This is a genomic window from Zobellia sp. 1_MG-2023 (assembly GCF_030549125.1).
Lineage (GTDB): Bacteria > Bacteroidota > Bacteroidia > Flavobacteriales > Flavobacteriaceae > Zobellia > Zobellia russellii.
Genome location: NZ_JAUOSY010000002.1, coordinates 509,265 through 525,303 on the forward strand (window position 1 = coordinate 509,265; position 16,039 = coordinate 525,303).

The following is a 16,039-nucleotide window of genomic DNA, read 5'->3' on the forward strand; positions in this document are numbered from 1 at the left end:
TTTTTTTCGGCAAATCAATGCCTATATTTGCCATAAATACAGCGTTTATGCAGATTCATTTTATTGCAATTGGTGGTAGTGCCATGCACAATTTAGCTTTGGCCTTAGCACACAAAGGAGATGTCGTAACAGGAAGTGACGATGTAATTTTTGAACCTTCCAAATCTCGATTGGAGGCACAAGGACTCCTTCCTGAAAGTTTTGGCTGGTATCCTGAAAAAATAATTGAAAACTTAGATGCTGTAATTCTTGGAATGCACGCAAAGGAAGATAATCCTGAATTGTTAAAGGCTCAAGAGTTGGGTTTGAAAATATATTCGTACCCAGAGTTTCTGTATGAACATGCCAAAGATAAAACGCGAGTAGTAATTGGTGGAAGCCACGGAAAAACTACGATAACTTCCATGATTCTTCACGTGCTGAACTATCACGATAGGGAGGTGGATTTTATGGTGGGTGCACAGTTGGAAGGTTTTGAGCGCATGGTGCATTTAACGGATGATAACGATTTCATGATTTTGGAAGGAGACGAATATCTTTCTTCGCCTATAGATAGAAGACCAAAATTTCACCTGTATAAACCTAATATTGCTTTATTGAGTGGGATAGCTTGGGATCATATTAATGTTTTTCCAACGTTTGATAATTATGTGGAGCAGTTCCAGATTTTTGTGGACAGCATAGTTAAAGGAGGTAGTATTACTTATAATGAAGAGGATATAGAAGTTAAAAAGGTGGTTGAAGCATCGGAAAATGCCATTAGAAAATTACCGTACACCACCCCGGAGTATAGCATTGAAGATGGTACCACTCTTTTGGAAACCCCAGAAGGACCCATGCCTATTGAAGTTTTTGGGAAGCATAATCTGAGCAATTTGGCCGGTGCTAAGTGGATATGCCAAAACATGGGAGTAGATGAAGACGATTTCTATGAAGCTATTGCAACGTTCTCCGGAGCATCCAAACGTTTGGAAAAAATTGCAGAAGGAAAAACTTCCGTAGCCTATAAAGATTTTGCGCATTCGCCCAGTAAAGTGGCTGCAACTACCAAAGCCGTAAAAGAACAGTACGCTAACCGCAAATTAATTGCTTGTTTGGAATTGCATACGTACAGCAGTTTTAATCCTGAATTTTTGAAAGAGTACAAAGGAGCATTGGATGCCGCAGATGAAGCGGTCATTTTCTACTTGCCGGAGTCCGTGGCAATCAAAAAATTAAAAGAGGTTACGCCCGAACAAATTTCAGAAGCATTTGAACGTAAGGATCTTAATATTTTTACCAATGCGGAAAGTTTTAAGGACTTTGTTTTCAACCAGAATTATGACAACTCTGTTTTACTATTAATGAGCTCGGGAAATTACGGAGGACTAGATCTTGTTAAATTAAAAGAAAAGTTCCCCGCATAGTATTTGGGGTCAATGGGTAAGGTTTGGAAGCAAAGTGCTCTTGGCGAGTGGTTTGCTTATTTCATCGGTGATGGAACTCTTTAAATTAAGAGTTTGCTATATTTATATCATGCATGAAAAACCAACCTCGTTTTCGATTAAAAATTGGTCGGACGATGATAAACCACGAGAGAAATTAGTCCATAAAGGAAGGTCGGTATTATCCGATGCCGAATTAATCGCAATTCTCATTGGCTCGGGAAGCAGAAACGAAAGTGCAGTTGAACTAGCAAAAAGGATTCTTGCTTCCGTAAACAATAACCTTAACGAATTAGGTAAACTTTCCATCAAACAACTCATGGCCTTTAAGGGCGTTGGAGAGGCTAAAGCAGTAAGCATAGCGGCTGCTTTGGAAGTAGGGAGGAGAAGACGTGGTGAGGAAGCGCAGAAAATCAGTAAGATTAATAGCAGCAAGGATGTTTTTGATTTGTTGCAACCACAGATTGGAGAGCTACAACATGAAGAATTTTGGATTCTTTACCTAAGTAATGCCAATAAGGTATTGCACCGTGCCCAATTGAGTAAAGGTGGGTTAACGGGAACTTTAGTTGACGTGCGGATTGTAATGCGTCAGGCACTGGAGCAAGGTGCCGTTGGTTTAATCTTGTCACACAATCATCCTTCCGGAACGCTAAGGCCAAGTGAGGAGGACCGTAAAGTAACGCAGAAACTAAAAAGGGCCGCTGCGGCATTGGATATAAAAGTTTTGGATCATTTGATAATTACCCAAAAGGATTATTATAGTTTTGCTGATGAAGGTATTCTGTAAATTTGTAGTCTAATGATAGCGGACACTCAAAAGTACATGCCACATTAGAGAACAAAAATTGAATCATTAGCAGGTTATGTTACTTATTTATACCCATAAGATTACGTCGCGTTTCAGGTACACCATGAAACAGGTCTTTACGCGCATATTGGGTATTGAAGTTTCATTTACCACTAAAGTAGAGGATTTTATAAAACACTCGGGAGCAAAGATTACGTATACCAAGCAGCCTTTGCAGAACGAATTTTTTGTTAGGAGTAATGACCTTCTTTTTGAGCAAGGTATAAACGATCTTCAGATATCCGTTAGCGATTGGGATGGTGTTCCGTGCTTTTTTAAAGCAGGGGAGCGTAGTAATCTGCCTTTTGATATATTTTCTGCCAGTTTTTATTTGTTGAGTAGGTATGAAGAGTATTTACCTCATGTAAAGGATATACACGAGAGGTTTCCTGTTAAGGATAGCTTGGCCTACAAACACAAATTTTTAAGGTCTCCCGTAGTTGATATTTGGGCGTACCGATTGCTGGAAGAACTGAAGCTTAAGTTTCCCGATTTAGAATACAAGCCCAAGAAATACCGTTACGTTTCGGCCATAGATGTTACAACGTCACATTGTTTCGCTTATAGGGGTGTTGTGCGGAGTATTGCCGGGTTTTTCTATGATCTAGGTTCTTTAAAATTCAAAAGAGTAGCACAGCGTGTAAGAGTGTGGTTCAATGCCCATGAGGATCCCTATGATAATTTTTCATTTTTGGTAGGCCTTCATAAAAAATATGGGGTAAAGGATATATTCTTTTTTCAGTTTGCAGATTATTCTACTTTTGATAAAAACGTTTCCCCGGATAATAATAAATTTCGATTTCTTATAAAATCCATCGCGGATTATAGTAAGGTAGCTCTGGCCGCGTCTTACAGCTCGTTCAATGAGATAGACCTTTTAAAAAAGGAGAAGAAAAAATTAACGGGTGTAATCAACAAGCCTATAAATGCTTCGCGTTTGCGGTACAATAGGGTAGACCTTCCACATACCTATAGAAATTTGGTGGAAGCAGAGTTCGTAGATGATTACACCATGGGCTACACACATGAAATTGGTTTTCGTGCCAGTACGTGTACCCCTTTTTACTTTTATGATATTAATCTAGAGGTGCAACAGCCTATTAGAATTCATTCGTTCGCCTTTCATGATTATGCCTTTTCTAATTATACAAGTGATGACGGTATTCTGGATCAAGTACGTATTATTTGTGATGAAGTAAGGGCCGTTAACGGAGAGTTTGTCTCGGTTTTTTCCAACGAACTTTTAGGAGGTGAAGAAAAAATGGATTGGAAGAAATTTTACGAAACCGTATTACAACAGTGCCATGTTTAAGGATATAATTACAGATGTTTTTTTTGATTTAGACCACACCCTCTGGGATTTTGAAAAAAACTCCGCTCTTACCTTTGATAAAATTTTTAAGGAAAATCATATAGAAGTTGCTCTGCCTGATTTTTTAGAAGTATACATTCCGGCTAATTTTGCTTTTTGGAAACTTTATAGAGAAGGGAGAATAACTAAGGAAGCGCTAAGGTATCAACGTTTAAAATCGGTTTTTGATGATTTAAAGTATGGGGTTTCCGATGAAACCATCAATAGATTATCGGAAGAGTATATTGCCCATTTATCGTCCTTTAATCACTTGTTTCCCAATACCATTTCCATTCTGGATTATTTAAAACCCAAATATAAACTTCATATCATCACCAATGGGTTTCAGGAAGTTCAAGGAAGAAAACTAAGAAACTCTAACATTCATGCATATTTTGACCAGATTATTGATTCTGAAATGGCAGGTGTTAAGAAACCGGACCCTATTATTTTTAATCTGGCTTTGGAAAGGGCAAAAACAAGGCCCGAGACTTCCTTAATGATCGGAGATAATCTAGAAGCAGATATTTTGGGAGCACAGGCTGCAGGCTACCATGCCCTGCACTTTAATGTACATCAAGAACCAAAACACGATTTTTGTGAAATCATTGAGGATTTACACGAAATAAAAATCTATTTATAGAGTTATATAGGTAACGCCATAATTGCGCCAACTAAGGCCTGTATTAGGTATTACCATGATAAAATTACTTAAATCCATTTTACTTTGTACGGTTTGTTCCCTCACACTATTTTCGTGTATAGAGGAGCAAGATTTTAACCAGTACGATGAGGTAGGGGTTACACCTACCTTAGAGGCGAGCATTCTTTATGTAGAAGCCCCTGAAGATTTGGTTAATGCAGCAAGTGGAGGGAATGTTTTTTCTCGGAATTTTAATTTTGATGCCTTTAGCTCGGACGTTTTTTCAAAACGAGTACTAGATGGTACCATAACCTATATTGTTGAAAATACGACGAGTAAGGAGCTAGAGGTTACTATAGAATTGCTTGATGCGGATGGGAGCGTTCTGGATATTGAAATAATTCCTGTAGACCCAACACCATCTTCTTTGCAGCGCGATGTGGCTTACGGAACCGCAGGACGTAGTATAGATATTATAAAGAACACCTCAAGCATTCGCGTAACGGCCAATAATTTGGGCGATACTACTAGTACTTCAAGTGAACCCGATCCCAAGGTTATTCTTAAATCTAGTGGAAAATTCAGAGTAGAAATAGAATGAGAGCCCCTAAACTACTTTTTATAGTCCTTTTTTGGGCATGCTTTACTATGTTCGGGCAGAACAAACAGCTGTTGTACGATTTTGTTGAGATTCCGCAATCTGCTATGGTTAACCCAGGTGTAGATACGGATTTTCAGTGGTATGCAGGGGTTCCGTTATTGTCAGGCTTATCACTTCAGGCGGGTTCTAGCGGTCTTTCAGTAAATGATATTTTTGCCGATGACGGACGAAGAATAAATGACAAAATAAGGGAGCGTGCCATTTTTGGAATGAATGCCCGAGATGAGCTAAGTGGTACTTTTCAAATTGAATTTTTAAACTTTGGTTTTAGAGGTAAAAATCCTGATAATTTCTATACAGCAGGAATGTATATTGAAGGTGATGCCATAGGGTATTGGTTTCAAGATTATGCCATACTGGCTTTTGAAGGAAATGCGGACAGACTCAACCAACCTTTTGATCTTGGGCATCTGAAGACAAGAGGAGAGCTAATGAATGTGTTTCATATTGGCTTGAACAAAAAAATAGATAATGAACTTACCATTGGGGTCAGGGGTAAACTTTACTCAAGTATTTTCGATTTCAATTCTACTAAAAACAAAGGTACTTTTATAACTAAAGAGGGCGTAAACAATATCTACAGTAGTACTGTAGAGGCGGATATGCAATTACGTACTTCAGGGCTTAACGGGTTAAAAGATGCTGTAGATGATGGAACTGTTGGAAGTACCATTACAAAACGGGCATTTCTGGGAGGTAATCTTGGGGTTGGTGTAGATTTGGGCTTCACTTACCAACTTAATGACCAAACCGTCCTTACGGGAAGTCTTTTGGATCTAGGTTTTATATATCATTCCAAAGATATCCGAAGTTATACGTTAAACGGAAGAGCAACTATAGAGGGCATTGAGATAATTTTGCCGGAAGCAGCGGCAGACCCAAATGCCGATTTTTGGCAAAACCTTGTTGATGATGTAGAGGATTTTGTCCCTTTTGAAGACAATACAGACAGTTACATAGCTTTTAGGCCAACAAAGCTATATGGTTCTTTGCGCTATAACTTTGGAGAGCATGTAGACAACCGGGCAAATTGTGCCTGTGGTGTAAATGCCTCTAGTAACCGTGCACGGGCCAAATATGTTAATAGTGTTGGTGGACAATTGTATGTTATAAGTAGGCCTAGAGGCCCACAGATGGCGCTAACCGGATTTTACCAAAGAAGGTTTGGTAACTTTATGAGTGTCAAGACCACTTATACCGTAGATAAATTTTCATATTCCAACATAGGTCTAGGCCTTTCCGTACAAGCGGGGCCGGTAAATATTTATGCCATGGCAGATAATTTGTTATCGTATCGCAATTTGGCAGATAGTAATTATGCTTCTTTTCAGTTAGGATTAAATATCATATCTTGGGGCAAGAAATGATATTGTAGTGTCAATAATGATCAACTTCAAGGTTTGGCACGCTTTTTTCATCTTCCTATTTACAAATATTAAATATAAAGATTGTGAAGTATATATTCCTGACCTGTTTTTTCATGGTAAGTCTCATTGGTATGGCCCAAGAACAACTTAATGACTACAAGTACATAATTGTTCCAAAGAAGTTTGATGGTTTTAAAAAAGTAAATCAGTATCAAACCAGTACTTTGGTGAAATTTTTATTTACTGAAGAAGGGTTCCAAACTGTCTATGAAGACGAGCTGCCCAATGAACTGAACAACAATAGGTGTCTGGGGCTAACCGCAAACCTTATTGATGATTCATCTATGTTTACAACCAAGGCCGGTGTGGTCTTGGAAAATTGCAACGGACAAGAAGTTTTTGCAACACCTGTAGGTAAAAGTAAGGAGAAGGACTATAAATTGGCTTATGGGGAGGCCTTAAGGAATGCTTTTAAGGCGTTCAACACTATTAGCTACAAGTATAACGGTAAAGCGGATAAGACCGAACCTGTAACCGTGAGCATGAAAAATGATGTAAAGCAAATAGAGGAAAAAACGAGCTATGAGCCAAAAAATAAGCAACCAATGGTTCAGCAGGTGGCAACTCGTGAAAACCAAAATTATAAAGATAATAGGCCGCAGCCATCCCATGTAAAAAAATCGGTTCAAGCGCCTAGTGTTGCTATAAAGGCCGAAGCGTCCGCAATGGGTACGTTATATGCCCAAGAAATTGCTAACGGATTTCAGTTGGTAGACAGTACTCCTAAAATTCAGTTGAAAATCTTTAAAAGTTCATTGCCCGATTATTTCTTAGCTGAAGGCGAAGGAAAAAATGGAGTTGTTTTTCAACAAAACGGAAAATGGTATTTTGAGCAATATGTAGATGGAGCGCTTAAAACGGAAGAATTGACCATTAAATTTTAATGGTCATACTTACCCTTCCACCTGTTTTTTAAAAAATCTTTAATTGCGTTTTCTCGGGAATTGTTTCCTGGCTGATAGAAAGAGGTACCGGATAACTCCTCGGGAAGGAACTCTACATTTACAAAGTTATTTTCATAATCATGCGCGTATTGGTATTCGGCACCATATCCTAAATCTTTCATTAACTTGGTAGGAGCGTTGCGTAAGGGTAGGGGAACGGACAGATCTCCGGTTTCCCTGACTTTTTGCTGAGCTTTTTTAATCGCCATGTAGCTCGCATTGCTTTTTGGGGAAGTAGCCAAGTATACTGCGCATTGGCTAAGGATAATACTAGCTTCCGGATATCCTATTGTAGTAACGGCCTGAAAAGCATTATTTGCTATGACCAATGCGGTAGGATTGGCAAGACCAATATCTTCTGAAGCGGAAATAAGAAGTCTCCTGGCAATGAATTTTATATCCTCACCACCCTCGATCATTCTTGCGAGCCAATAGACCGCACCGTTGGGATCGCTTCCGCGGATGGATTTTATAAATGCAGAAACAATATCATAGTGTTGTTCTCCAGTTTTATCATATAACACCGTATTTTTTTGAACTTTGCTCATAACGAGCGTATCTGTAACTTCTATAGTATCCCCAGGTTCGGAGTTTACAACTAGCTCAAAAATATTCAGTAATTTTCTTCCGTCACCACCGGACAATCGCATGAGGGCTTCGGTCTCTTTTAAATCTATTTTTTTTGACTTCAGGTATTTGTCCTCTTTAATGGCTCTTTTAAGAAGATTGTTTAGGTCTTCTTTTCCAAAAGCATTCAATATATAAACCTGACAACGAGATAGTAATGCGGGAATTACCTCAAAACTAGGGTTTTCCGTAGTGGCGCCAATTAGGGTGACCCAACCTTTTTCAACCGCTGCCAAGAGCGAATCTTGTTGCGATTTACTGAAACGATGAATCTCGTCTATAAATAAAATAGGATTTTTTGCAGTGAACAGCCCTCCACTTTTTTTTGCCTTTTCTATGACCTCGCGTATATCCTTAACCCCACTGTTAATGGCACTAAGGACGTAGAAAGGACGCTCGCTTTCCGTTGCTATGATATTGGCCAGGGTTGTTTTTCCTGTACCGGGAGGTCCCCACAGGATAAGGGAAGGTATAATGCCTCTCTTGATTTGGTTGGTTAGAGAGCCTTCTTTACCTACCAAATGGTTCTGGCTAATATAATCTTCTAAGCTTTTGGGGCGAATGCGTTCCGCTAAAGGTTCGTTCATAATACAAAAGTATAATAAAGATGTTAGAAGATGGTTTCTATAAAAAGGCAAACGAACTTTTTTAAGCACAGAAAGACTGTCATTCGTAAATGACGATTTAGCAGTCTGTAAGCCGTTGGCCAACTTATTGCTAAATTTATACTATATGTCTGATAACACTTATTTTAAATTCACTAACAGTGTAATAATTGCCCCATTATTGGCGGTGATTTCTATTTGGACGGTGTTTTGGGTGGAATTACGCTTTAAAATCAACATAAATGATTATGGTATATACCCGCAACGAGTTTCGAGCTTAAAAGGCATCTTATTTAGCCCTTTTATTCACGGCTCGTTGGAGCACCTTTATAATAATACTATTCCCTTAGTGGTCTTAAGCGCTTCACTATTTTATTTTTATAGACGTATTGCATTACGGGTACTATTTTTCGGAATCTTAATTTCCGGACTATTTACGTGGGGGATAGGAAGACCATCATATCATATTGGGGCCAGTGGTGTTATATATCTTTTGGCAAGTTTTATTTTTTTTAAAGGGATATTTACCAAACATTATCGTCTAGTTGCCTTATCTCTAATCGTAGTTTTTATATACGGGAGTATGCTTTGGTATATTTTTCCTGTGGAAGACGGAATATCTTGGGAAGGACATTTGGGTGGATTTCTTGGGGGATTACTACTGGCATTTGTCATAAAGACAGAAACCCCACCTATAAAAAAATATGCTTGGGAAGAGGATGATTATGATGAAGAAGCCGATGCATTTTTACGTCAATTTGATGAAAACGGTAATTTTATAGAGAGTCCACCTGAAGAAATCAAACCGGAAGAAACCGTACAAATTACCTATCACTATAAAGAAAATAAAGAAACCGACTTTTTGGAATAAATTTGTAAAAATTGAACCTAGGTCTTACTTGGCTCCTATGATTTGGAGGAAGTTCTTTGTCTAACCGTTTCGTATAAAAATACGGCACAAGCAACGGATACATTTAGAGACTCAATTTCTCCTAACAAAGGTAGTTTGGCCAAATGATTAGCAGCTTTTAAAGTGGACGGAGAAATACCTCTGTCTTCAGACCCCATAATTATAGCCGATGGTCCGGTAAAGTTAATATCGTAAATGGAGGTATCTGTTTTTTCGGTAGCACCTACCACACTAATGCCACTTGCTTGAAGATAATAAACAGCATCCTTAATATGGTCTACTTTAGCTATAGGCACGTTAAAAGCGGCACCGGCAGAAGTCTTTATCGTATCTGCAGTTACAGGAGCGGCTCCTTTTTTCTGAATAATGATGCCATCTACACCGGTACATTCCGCAGTTCTGATTATTGCTCCAAAATTACGTACATCAGAAAGTTGGTCAAGTAGCAGAAATAAAGGGGCTTTTTTATCCGCAATGACAGACTCAACAAGTTCCTCTAGCTCATAGAAGGTAATTGGGGAGATATTGGCGACAACACCTTGGTGGTTGTTTTGTGTTAACCGGTTGAGCTTTTCAATAGGAACATAAGAAGTGTTGATACCATTTTTTCGAATCAAACCCTCCAATTCACGGGACAGATCACCTTTGAGGCCTTTTTGTACAAATACTTTGTCTATAGGTTCGTTAGCATTTATAGCTTCAATGACCGCGCGTATACCGTAAATTTGAGTTGTTTTATCCATGGGTGCAAATGTAAATAAAAAACCACCTCTATAGAGGTGGTTTTTCTTAATGTTCAAAAACAAATTTGAAGTTAATTTACGTCCCAGAATATTTTGGAAGTCATTGCGTCTCCATCGGATAAGCTACTACGAGCCGCATCCCAATTTGTTTTGTTTAGCAATTGTTCGTTCTGAGGGTATGTAACTCTACTTGGTATTGCATCTAAACCAGGAACAAGAGTTGTAAAGGTAGCATCTCCAAAGGTATCACCAGGAACGGTCAAAGTGTTTGGGAATCCAGTTCTTCTATACAAACTCCATGCTTCAAGCCCATCCATATATAAAGCAATGTACTTTTGGGTTAGGACGGTTTCTTCAGAAGCTGCAGGCAATGCTCCAGTATAGGTGGTTACATCTGCCGCATCAATTCCCCAGTATTCCATGGAAGCAGCGACGCCATTTTCATAGTTCGCCTGATTCCATCCATTAAATTCTGATCTTATGAATTCGATTTCAGCATAAGTCAAAATAGGCTGTGAGAAATCTGGTTTTATAATTTCGGCATCAGGAATACCTTCGTCATTTACTGCACGCGCAACAGCGTTCCCAAAACCGTAAGGAATACCAACAACTTCTTCTGAGTCTAATCTTTTATCGAAATAAGAATCAACTCTAGGGTCGGTATCCATACCTGTAAAAGGACCTGTTCTGTTGTAAAGTAAATCCGTGAAAGATAAGGAAGGAGCAAAGTCACGACGAGCACTTACTGTAAATGCATCGTGCCATGGTCCCCCGACTATGTCAGTAGTTCCGAACATGAATAGTGCATTATCGTCGTTCGATGTGAAAGCAGAAGCGTCAGATTGGGCGAATACTGAATTAGCCAAAGTCGGATTAACATCTAGTAAGTGAGATGCCAATCTTAAACGTAATGAATGTGCAAATTTTATCCATTGAGCGTTGCTACCACCATAAATATTATCACCAGATGCCATTGTTGTACCTGAAGGGTCTAATTTACTGGCCGCATCTGCTAATTCATTCAGCATATCCTCATAGATAGTAGCTGCATCCGTGTAACTTGGACTAGTAACACCTTCTTTTAAGCGCAAAGCCTGAAAGTCCGGATTGTCCATTTGCCCATAACTCCAATACGGTACATCGCCAAATGTATCTACCAATTTGGAGAATGTGTAGGCCATCATAATCCTGGAAATTTGAATTTGATCACTGTTAGACCCATATTGTAACATTAAAGATGCATTATCTGGATCGGTATTCAATTCAATAACCTCTTTTAAATCTGTTAAAATACGGTATGGCCATTCCCACATATCATCCACCATAGATGTACGAAGGGCATATCTACTTTCATCTGTGTAAAAAGTAGAATTCCAGTATTGGCTAATTTGAAGAGTTCCTCTAGCTGCAACCCACTCATCGTTCAGTTCGAACGCTAAATCGAATTGAGCATTGCTGAAAAGTTGAGTAGATGGGGCTGACGCCGGATTGTCGGGGTCATTTATATAATCGGTATCACAACCGACTACAAACAGTAGCGCTGAAGCTACTAATGTTGCTAAACTATATTTTTTCATTGTCAATTTTTTTAGAATGATAATTTAAGGTTCATACCATACGATCTAAGAGATGGTTGTAAGCCGCCTTCTAATCCTTGTACGTTTCCTGACCCTGTAGAAACAGTTTCTGGATCGATACCGTCGTAATCTAAGCCCCATGTGAAAAGGTTTCTTCCAAAAACACTGATTCTTGCGGAATCAAATATTTTTAAGAAATCTTTTTGAAAGGTATATCCTAGCGCAATCTCACGTAATTTAACGAAATCTGCGTCAAAAACGTTTTGAGCGTCAGGAGTTCCATTACCACCATAGTGCATAGTACCGTAAGTTTGGCCGTCTATGTTCTGAGTGTTAGTTGCTGTATTGGATACTGTATAATTTCCATTGTCGTCATAAGTAATAGTTCCTGTAACTCCATTTAGAACAATACCATCTTCTCTAATATTATTATCAACAGTAGCTTGTAACATACCTGAGTACATACCCCATTGGTGGGATGTAGAGAAGTACGAGCCTCCTTGACTAGTTTCAACTAGGAAAGTCAAATCTAGGTTCTTATATCTAAGGCTGTTTCGAATACCGGCAGTGTAATCTGGAAGAACAGATCCAAGTGGAACTAGGTCACGAGTGGCAGCATACATTCCTCCATCAGCAATAACTTTGTTACCGGCATCGTCATATACAAAATCGGTACCCATTATTACACCGTAAGGCTGGCCTACAGTTGCTAATAACTGAGCTCTAAATGGTGCATTTGTTAGGTTAATTGATTCTAGCCCTTCCGCTAGTTCAACCAACTCGTTTTCATTTTTCGCATAGTTTAAATCAATTTCCCAAGAAAAATCTTCGGTTTTAATTGGCTTAAGACCTAATTGGACTTCAATACCTTTGTTAGTCATCTCACCTGCGTTGATCCATTGAGCACCATAACCCGTTCCATAAGATAAATCTACAGGGATAATTTGATCCGTAGTTGAGTTGTTATAATACGTAACATCTAGGTTTACTCTATTTTTTAGGAAACTTAACTCAGCACCCAATTCCCAAGTTCTAGTGGTTTCATTTTTAAGATTGGCATTTAACAACGTAGAAGGCACGGTTACACGACCTTCGCCATTGAAAGGAGTATCCAAAGTTAAAGTGCTTATAACAGTGTAAGGATCCGCATCATTACCCACCTCTGCCCAGTTGGCACGAAGTTTACCATAATTGAACCAACTTGAATCAGGAACTAACTCGCTAAATACCCAAGCCAAAGAAGCAGAAGGATAAAAATAAGAGTTGTTGTCATTTGGTAAAGTAGAAGACCAATCATTACGAGCTGTTAAATCAACAAACAATTGATTAGCGAATCCTAAGTTTAAGCTACCGAAAACACTGTTAACTTTCTTAAAATCCGTGTAAGTATCTTGGTCTAAAGGTCCTTTTCCGTTGTTTATATTGAAAATTCCAGGGATGGTTAGTCCACCAGTCGTTTCATTAAATCTGTAATCGAGTTGGTAGTCTCTTTGGTTAACACCAGCTAAAGCTGTAAGATTAAAATTCTCCGAAATGTCCTTTTTATAATTTGCAACAAATTCGTAATTGAATTCTTCAAAATCATAAGTTCTAGACGTAAATTTAGATTGAGCCTGGGAACCGATAGACGCTCTTTCTGTGTTTCTGAAGTTATAGGTGTCACCATAAGTACTTAATTTAAGGCCAAACGACTCGGTTACTTGATAATTTACACTAGCAGAGCCATAAATCCTAGTTCGTTTATCCGTAGGATGATTTTCATAAGCAGTCCAATATGGATTGTCCGAATAGTTTGGGGAAGGATCATCGTATGAAATTCTATTCCATGTTCTTTGGCTTCCATCATTATTTTTGTATTTGCTAAGCCTGTCATAATCTAGTTGACGCTGACCCCACTGAAAGAATTTTTGAGTTACACTATTGTCATCGTATCCTATAATCGGCCTAATGCCATTAGTGTTAACGTAATTCATCGTTCCTACGAATGTCACTTTATCCGATAATCTTTGGGTTAGGTTTAAACGTAAGAAATGTTTGTTGATTTCTGTTCCAGGAACGATACCTGTGGTTTTTTCATTACCGACAGACATGAGGTAACTGCCCTTATCGCCTCCAGAAGAAACTGAAATGTTATTATTTGTGGAGATTCCAGTGTTGAAAAAGCTTTCAACATCATTCGCCGGGGCTACCCAGGGTCTAGTTTTTAGGTAGTCATTAGGAAAGCTTTCTTGGTCAAAGGCATCCCACCCAAGGTATTGGATGTTTGGGTCGTATTTAGGTCCCCAGCTTTCATCCGTAGCATATTGAGGGACTAAATATTCAGTACCATTTATAGTAGCAACTTCAAAACCATTTCGTCCGCCATCGGCATCGGAAATAATCGATCCACCACCGTATTCTCTTTGTAAATCTGGTAGGATAGCAACTTCAGAAAATGTTACAGAAGTATTAATTGAGACGCCTAATCTTTTAGACGATTTTCCTTTCTTTGTGTTGATTAAAACAACACCATTTGAGGCCCTAGAGCCATATAGAGCTGCTGCTGCTCCTTTCAATACGGTTACACTTTCAATACTATTAGGGTCAATATCGTTTATGGTACTACCAAAATCAACACCACCAGCACCTCTTTGCGTATCGTTAGTGTTAAAGTTTGAATTGTCCATTGGGATACCATCAATAACAAATAATGGTTGGTTCTCACCTGTAACTGAGTTAGCGCCACGAATTAAAATTCGTTGTGAGCCTCCTAAATTACCCGAAGGGGAGTTAACTTTAAGCCCTGCAACCTTACCTGATAATGCTGAAATGGCATTGTTGTTTTGTGCTGAACTTAAATCATCCGCATTAACTTTTGGAGCGGAATACGAAAGTGATTTGGCGTCACGTTCAACACCAAGGGCGGTTACCACTACCTCGTCAAGTGCCTGGGCATCCTCGGACATTTGAAGGTTGATAGTGTTTGAGGTTCCAACAGTACGGGTCTCATTTTTGTATCCAATATACGAGAATACTAATGATTGACCTTCACTAGCCGAAATGGCGTAGTTACCGTCAAAATCTGTTTGGGTACCATTTGTTGTACCTTGAACAACAATGTTAACTCCCGGCAGTGGTAGACCGTCTTGGTCGGATACCGTACCGGTAATCGATTTGTTTTGTGCAAATGAAATCTGCACAATTAACGCCAAAAACAGCGTTAACAATCCTTTTTGTTTTGCTCTCATTTTATAATTATTTGAATTAGCTAGCGCCAAAAATCATAATTTCACGTTAATAATCCAATTTTTTTTAACTCTAAATTATGCATGCATAGGTTTTTGGGTGTGATATTATGAGGTTTTAGTCTATATATTTAGTAAAATCACACAGTTTGTTAAGTTAAAGTTATAGAAAAAACGATTTTTAAGTTCCTTTGATGAAAAGGGCGGTTGGTTTGTGTTAAAAAAATTAGAATTATTCAATTATGTCGATATTTAGCGATTTTTGGCAAAATACGCTTGATTTAAGATTAATTTAATAGGAATAATCCTAACAAATATGAATTTTATGGGTTTATTTGCTGTTTCTAGCTTGTTTTAAATCCATGGGAACATTTTGTTATTGGTGTGGCTGTCTTTGATATTGATGGATGGTTATCTTGTTTTGTATGATGGTGATTATAGTTGAATTGTCAAAATTTGGTAATTGTGTACTATTTATTTTATGGTGCTTTTGTGGGGTGAATATGGTTTCGGTTGCTGTCTTGAAACTTTATGAAAAATTGGAGGAAATAAAAATCTTGAAAATTAATCCCAAACTATTTGAATTTCTGCGAAATAGTCTTACATTTGCCGACCCTTAAACAAGGGGTTATTTATACATATATAATTAGTATGCCAACAATTTCACAATTAGTACGAAAAGGAAGGTCCACGATTACTAAGAAGAGTAAATCGGCGGCTTTGGATTCGTGTCCTCAAAGAAGAGGTGTTTGTACTCGTGTTTATACGACTACACCTAAGAAGCCAAACTCAGCTATGAGAAAAGTAGCAAGGGTTAGGTTGACCAATGGTAAGGAAGTAAACGCTTACATACCTGGAGAAGGACATAACCTCCAAGAGCACTCGATAGTATTAGTAAGGGGCGGAAGGGTAAAGGATTTGCCAGGTGTTAGATATCACATCGTTAGAGGTGCTTTGGATACTGCAGGTGTTGCAGGAAGAACTCAACGTAGATCTAAGTATGGTGCAAAACGCCCTAAGAAGTAAATGAACAAAGAGTTGTGGGTGAATGTT

At 38.5% G+C, this 16,039-nt stretch carries 13 protein-coding genes; 9 read left to right on the top strand and 4 right to left on the bottom strand.

Features of this window, described 5'->3' with window-relative positions; genetic code table 11:
* The first annotated feature begins 47 nt into the window (after window positions 1-47).
* From murC to Q4597_RS06130, 7 genes are all read left to right on the top strand, one after another.
* Entirely contained in the window at window positions 48-1,406 is a 1,359-nt protein-coding gene (murC, locus tag Q4597_RS06100) for a UDP-N-acetylmuramate--L-alanine ligase (RefSeq protein ID WP_215438426.1), read from the top strand.
* 109 nt (window positions 1,407-1,515) lie between these two features.
* A complete protein-coding gene (gene radC / locus Q4597_RS06105; protein ID WP_215438425.1) occupies window positions 1,516-2,214 on the top strand; it encodes a DNA repair protein RadC in 699 nt (232 codons plus the stop codon).
* Window positions 2,215-2,338: 124 nt separating this feature from the next.
* Window positions 2,339-3,586, top strand: a complete 1,248-nt coding sequence (locus tag Q4597_RS06110; protein WP_303405262.1) for a polysaccharide deacetylase family protein — start codon at window positions 2,339-2,341, stop codon at window positions 3,584-3,586.
* Window positions 3,579-4,268, top strand: a complete 690-nt coding sequence (locus Q4597_RS06115; RefSeq protein WP_303405263.1) for a YjjG family noncanonical pyrimidine nucleotidase — start codon at window positions 3,579-3,581, stop codon at window positions 4,266-4,268. The genes Q4597_RS06110 and Q4597_RS06115 overlap by 8 nt, the downstream gene beginning before the upstream one ends.
* Before the next feature lie 55 nt (window positions 4,269-4,323).
* Window positions 4,324-4,869 carry a hypothetical protein gene (locus Q4597_RS06120; RefSeq protein WP_215438422.1) on the top strand — a complete coding sequence of 182 codons (546 nt, stop codon included), beginning with the start codon at window positions 4,324-4,326 and terminating at the stop codon, window positions 4,867-4,869.
* Window positions 4,866-6,296, top strand: coding sequence for a DUF5723 family protein (locus Q4597_RS06125; protein WP_303405264.1), 1,431 nt, complete (start codon window positions 4,866-4,868; stop codon window positions 6,294-6,296). Before Q4597_RS06120 ends, Q4597_RS06125 begins: the two co-directional genes overlap by 4 nt.
* Window positions 6,297-6,409: 113 nt before the next feature.
* Complete coding sequence (locus Q4597_RS06130; RefSeq protein ID WP_303405265.1) at window positions 6,410-7,240, top strand: hypothetical protein; 831 nt, start codon at window positions 6,410-6,412, stop codon at window positions 7,238-7,240.
* Here the strand turns inward: Q4597_RS06130 and Q4597_RS06135 are convergent.
* Window positions 7,237-8,514 (bottom strand): replication-associated recombination protein A, encoded by a 1,278-nt coding sequence (locus tag Q4597_RS06135; RefSeq protein WP_215438419.1) that lies wholly within the window; start codon window positions 8,512-8,514, stop codon window positions 7,237-7,239. The genes Q4597_RS06130 and Q4597_RS06135 overlap by 4 nt on opposite strands.
* Before the next feature lie 145 nt (window positions 8,515-8,659).
* Between Q4597_RS06135 and Q4597_RS06140 the strand changes: the two genes are divergently transcribed.
* Window positions 8,660-9,403, top strand: a complete 744-nt coding sequence (locus tag Q4597_RS06140) for a rhomboid family intramembrane serine protease (RefSeq protein WP_303405266.1) — start codon at window positions 8,660-8,662, stop codon at window positions 9,401-9,403.
* 35 nt (window positions 9,404-9,438) lie between these two features.
* On the opposite strand, the gene rlmB is transcribed toward Q4597_RS06140, so the two are convergent.
* The 3 genes from rlmB to Q4597_RS06155 form a co-directional block, all read right to left on the bottom strand.
* Window positions 9,439-10,185, bottom strand: coding sequence for a 23S rRNA (guanosine(2251)-2'-O)-methyltransferase RlmB (gene rlmB / locus Q4597_RS06145; protein WP_215912896.1), 747 nt, complete (start codon window positions 10,183-10,185; stop codon window positions 9,439-9,441).
* A gap of 71 nt (window positions 10,186-10,256) precedes the next feature.
* Entirely contained in the window at window positions 10,257-11,762 is a 1,506-nt protein-coding gene (locus tag Q4597_RS06150; RefSeq protein ID WP_303405267.1) for a SusD/RagB family nutrient-binding outer membrane lipoprotein, read from the bottom strand.
* A gap of 11 nt (window positions 11,763-11,773) precedes the next feature.
* The gene (locus Q4597_RS06155) at window positions 11,774-14,989 is read right to left on the bottom strand and encodes a SusC/RagA family TonB-linked outer membrane protein (protein WP_303405268.1); all 3,216 of its coding nucleotides are present in this window, start codon (window positions 14,987-14,989) and stop codon (window positions 11,774-11,776) included.
* Between the two features lie 648 nt (window positions 14,990-15,637).
* Here Q4597_RS06155 and rpsL point away from each other — a divergent pair.
* A complete protein-coding gene (rpsL, locus tag Q4597_RS06160; RefSeq protein WP_010519393.1) occupies window positions 15,638-16,012 on the top strand; it encodes a 30S ribosomal protein S12 in 375 nt (124 codons plus the stop codon).
* Window positions 16,013-16,039 lie beyond the last annotated feature (27 nt).

Excerpts from the sequence above, each read along its gene's own strand:
- murC (WP_215438426.1), top strand. The coding sequence starts at position 48 with ATGCAGATTCATTTTATTGCAATTGGTGGTAGTGCCATGCACAATTTA.
- radC (WP_215438425.1), top strand. The coding sequence starts at position 1,516 with ATGCATGAAAAACCAACCTCGTTTTCGATTAAAAATTGGTCGGACGAT.
- Q4597_RS06110 (WP_303405262.1), top strand. The coding sequence starts at position 2,339 with ATGAAACAGGTCTTTACGCGCATATTGGGTATTGAAGTTTCATTTACC.
- Q4597_RS06115 (WP_303405263.1), top strand. The coding sequence starts at position 3,579 with ATGTTTAAGGATATAATTACAGATGTTTTTTTTGATTTAGACCACACC.
- Q4597_RS06120 (WP_215438422.1), top strand. The coding sequence starts at position 4,324 with ATGATAAAATTACTTAAATCCATTTTACTTTGTACGGTTTGTTCCCTC.
- Q4597_RS06125 (WP_303405264.1), top strand. The coding sequence starts at position 4,866 with ATGAGAGCCCCTAAACTACTTTTTATAGTCCTTTTTTGGGCATGCTTT.
- Q4597_RS06130 (WP_303405265.1), top strand. The coding sequence starts at position 6,410 with ATGGTAAGTCTCATTGGTATGGCCCAAGAACAACTTAATGACTACAAG.
- Q4597_RS06135 (WP_215438419.1), bottom strand. The coding sequence starts at position 8,514 with ATGAACGAACCTTTAGCGGAACGCATTCGCCCCAAAAGCTTAGAAGAT.
- Q4597_RS06140 (WP_303405266.1), top strand. The coding sequence starts at position 8,660 with ATGTCTGATAACACTTATTTTAAATTCACTAACAGTGTAATAATTGCC.
- rlmB (WP_215912896.1), bottom strand. The coding sequence starts at position 10,185 with ATGGATAAAACAACTCAAATTTACGGTATACGCGCGGTCATTGAAGCT.
- Q4597_RS06150 (WP_303405267.1), bottom strand. The coding sequence starts at position 11,762 with ATGAAAAAATATAGTTTAGCAACATTAGTAGCTTCAGCGCTACTGTTT.
- Q4597_RS06155 (WP_303405268.1), bottom strand. The coding sequence starts at position 14,989 with ATGAGAGCAAAACAAAAAGGATTGTTAACGCTGTTTTTGGCGTTAATT.
- rpsL (WP_010519393.1), top strand. The coding sequence starts at position 15,638 with ATGCCAACAATTTCACAATTAGTACGAAAAGGAAGGTCCACGATTACT.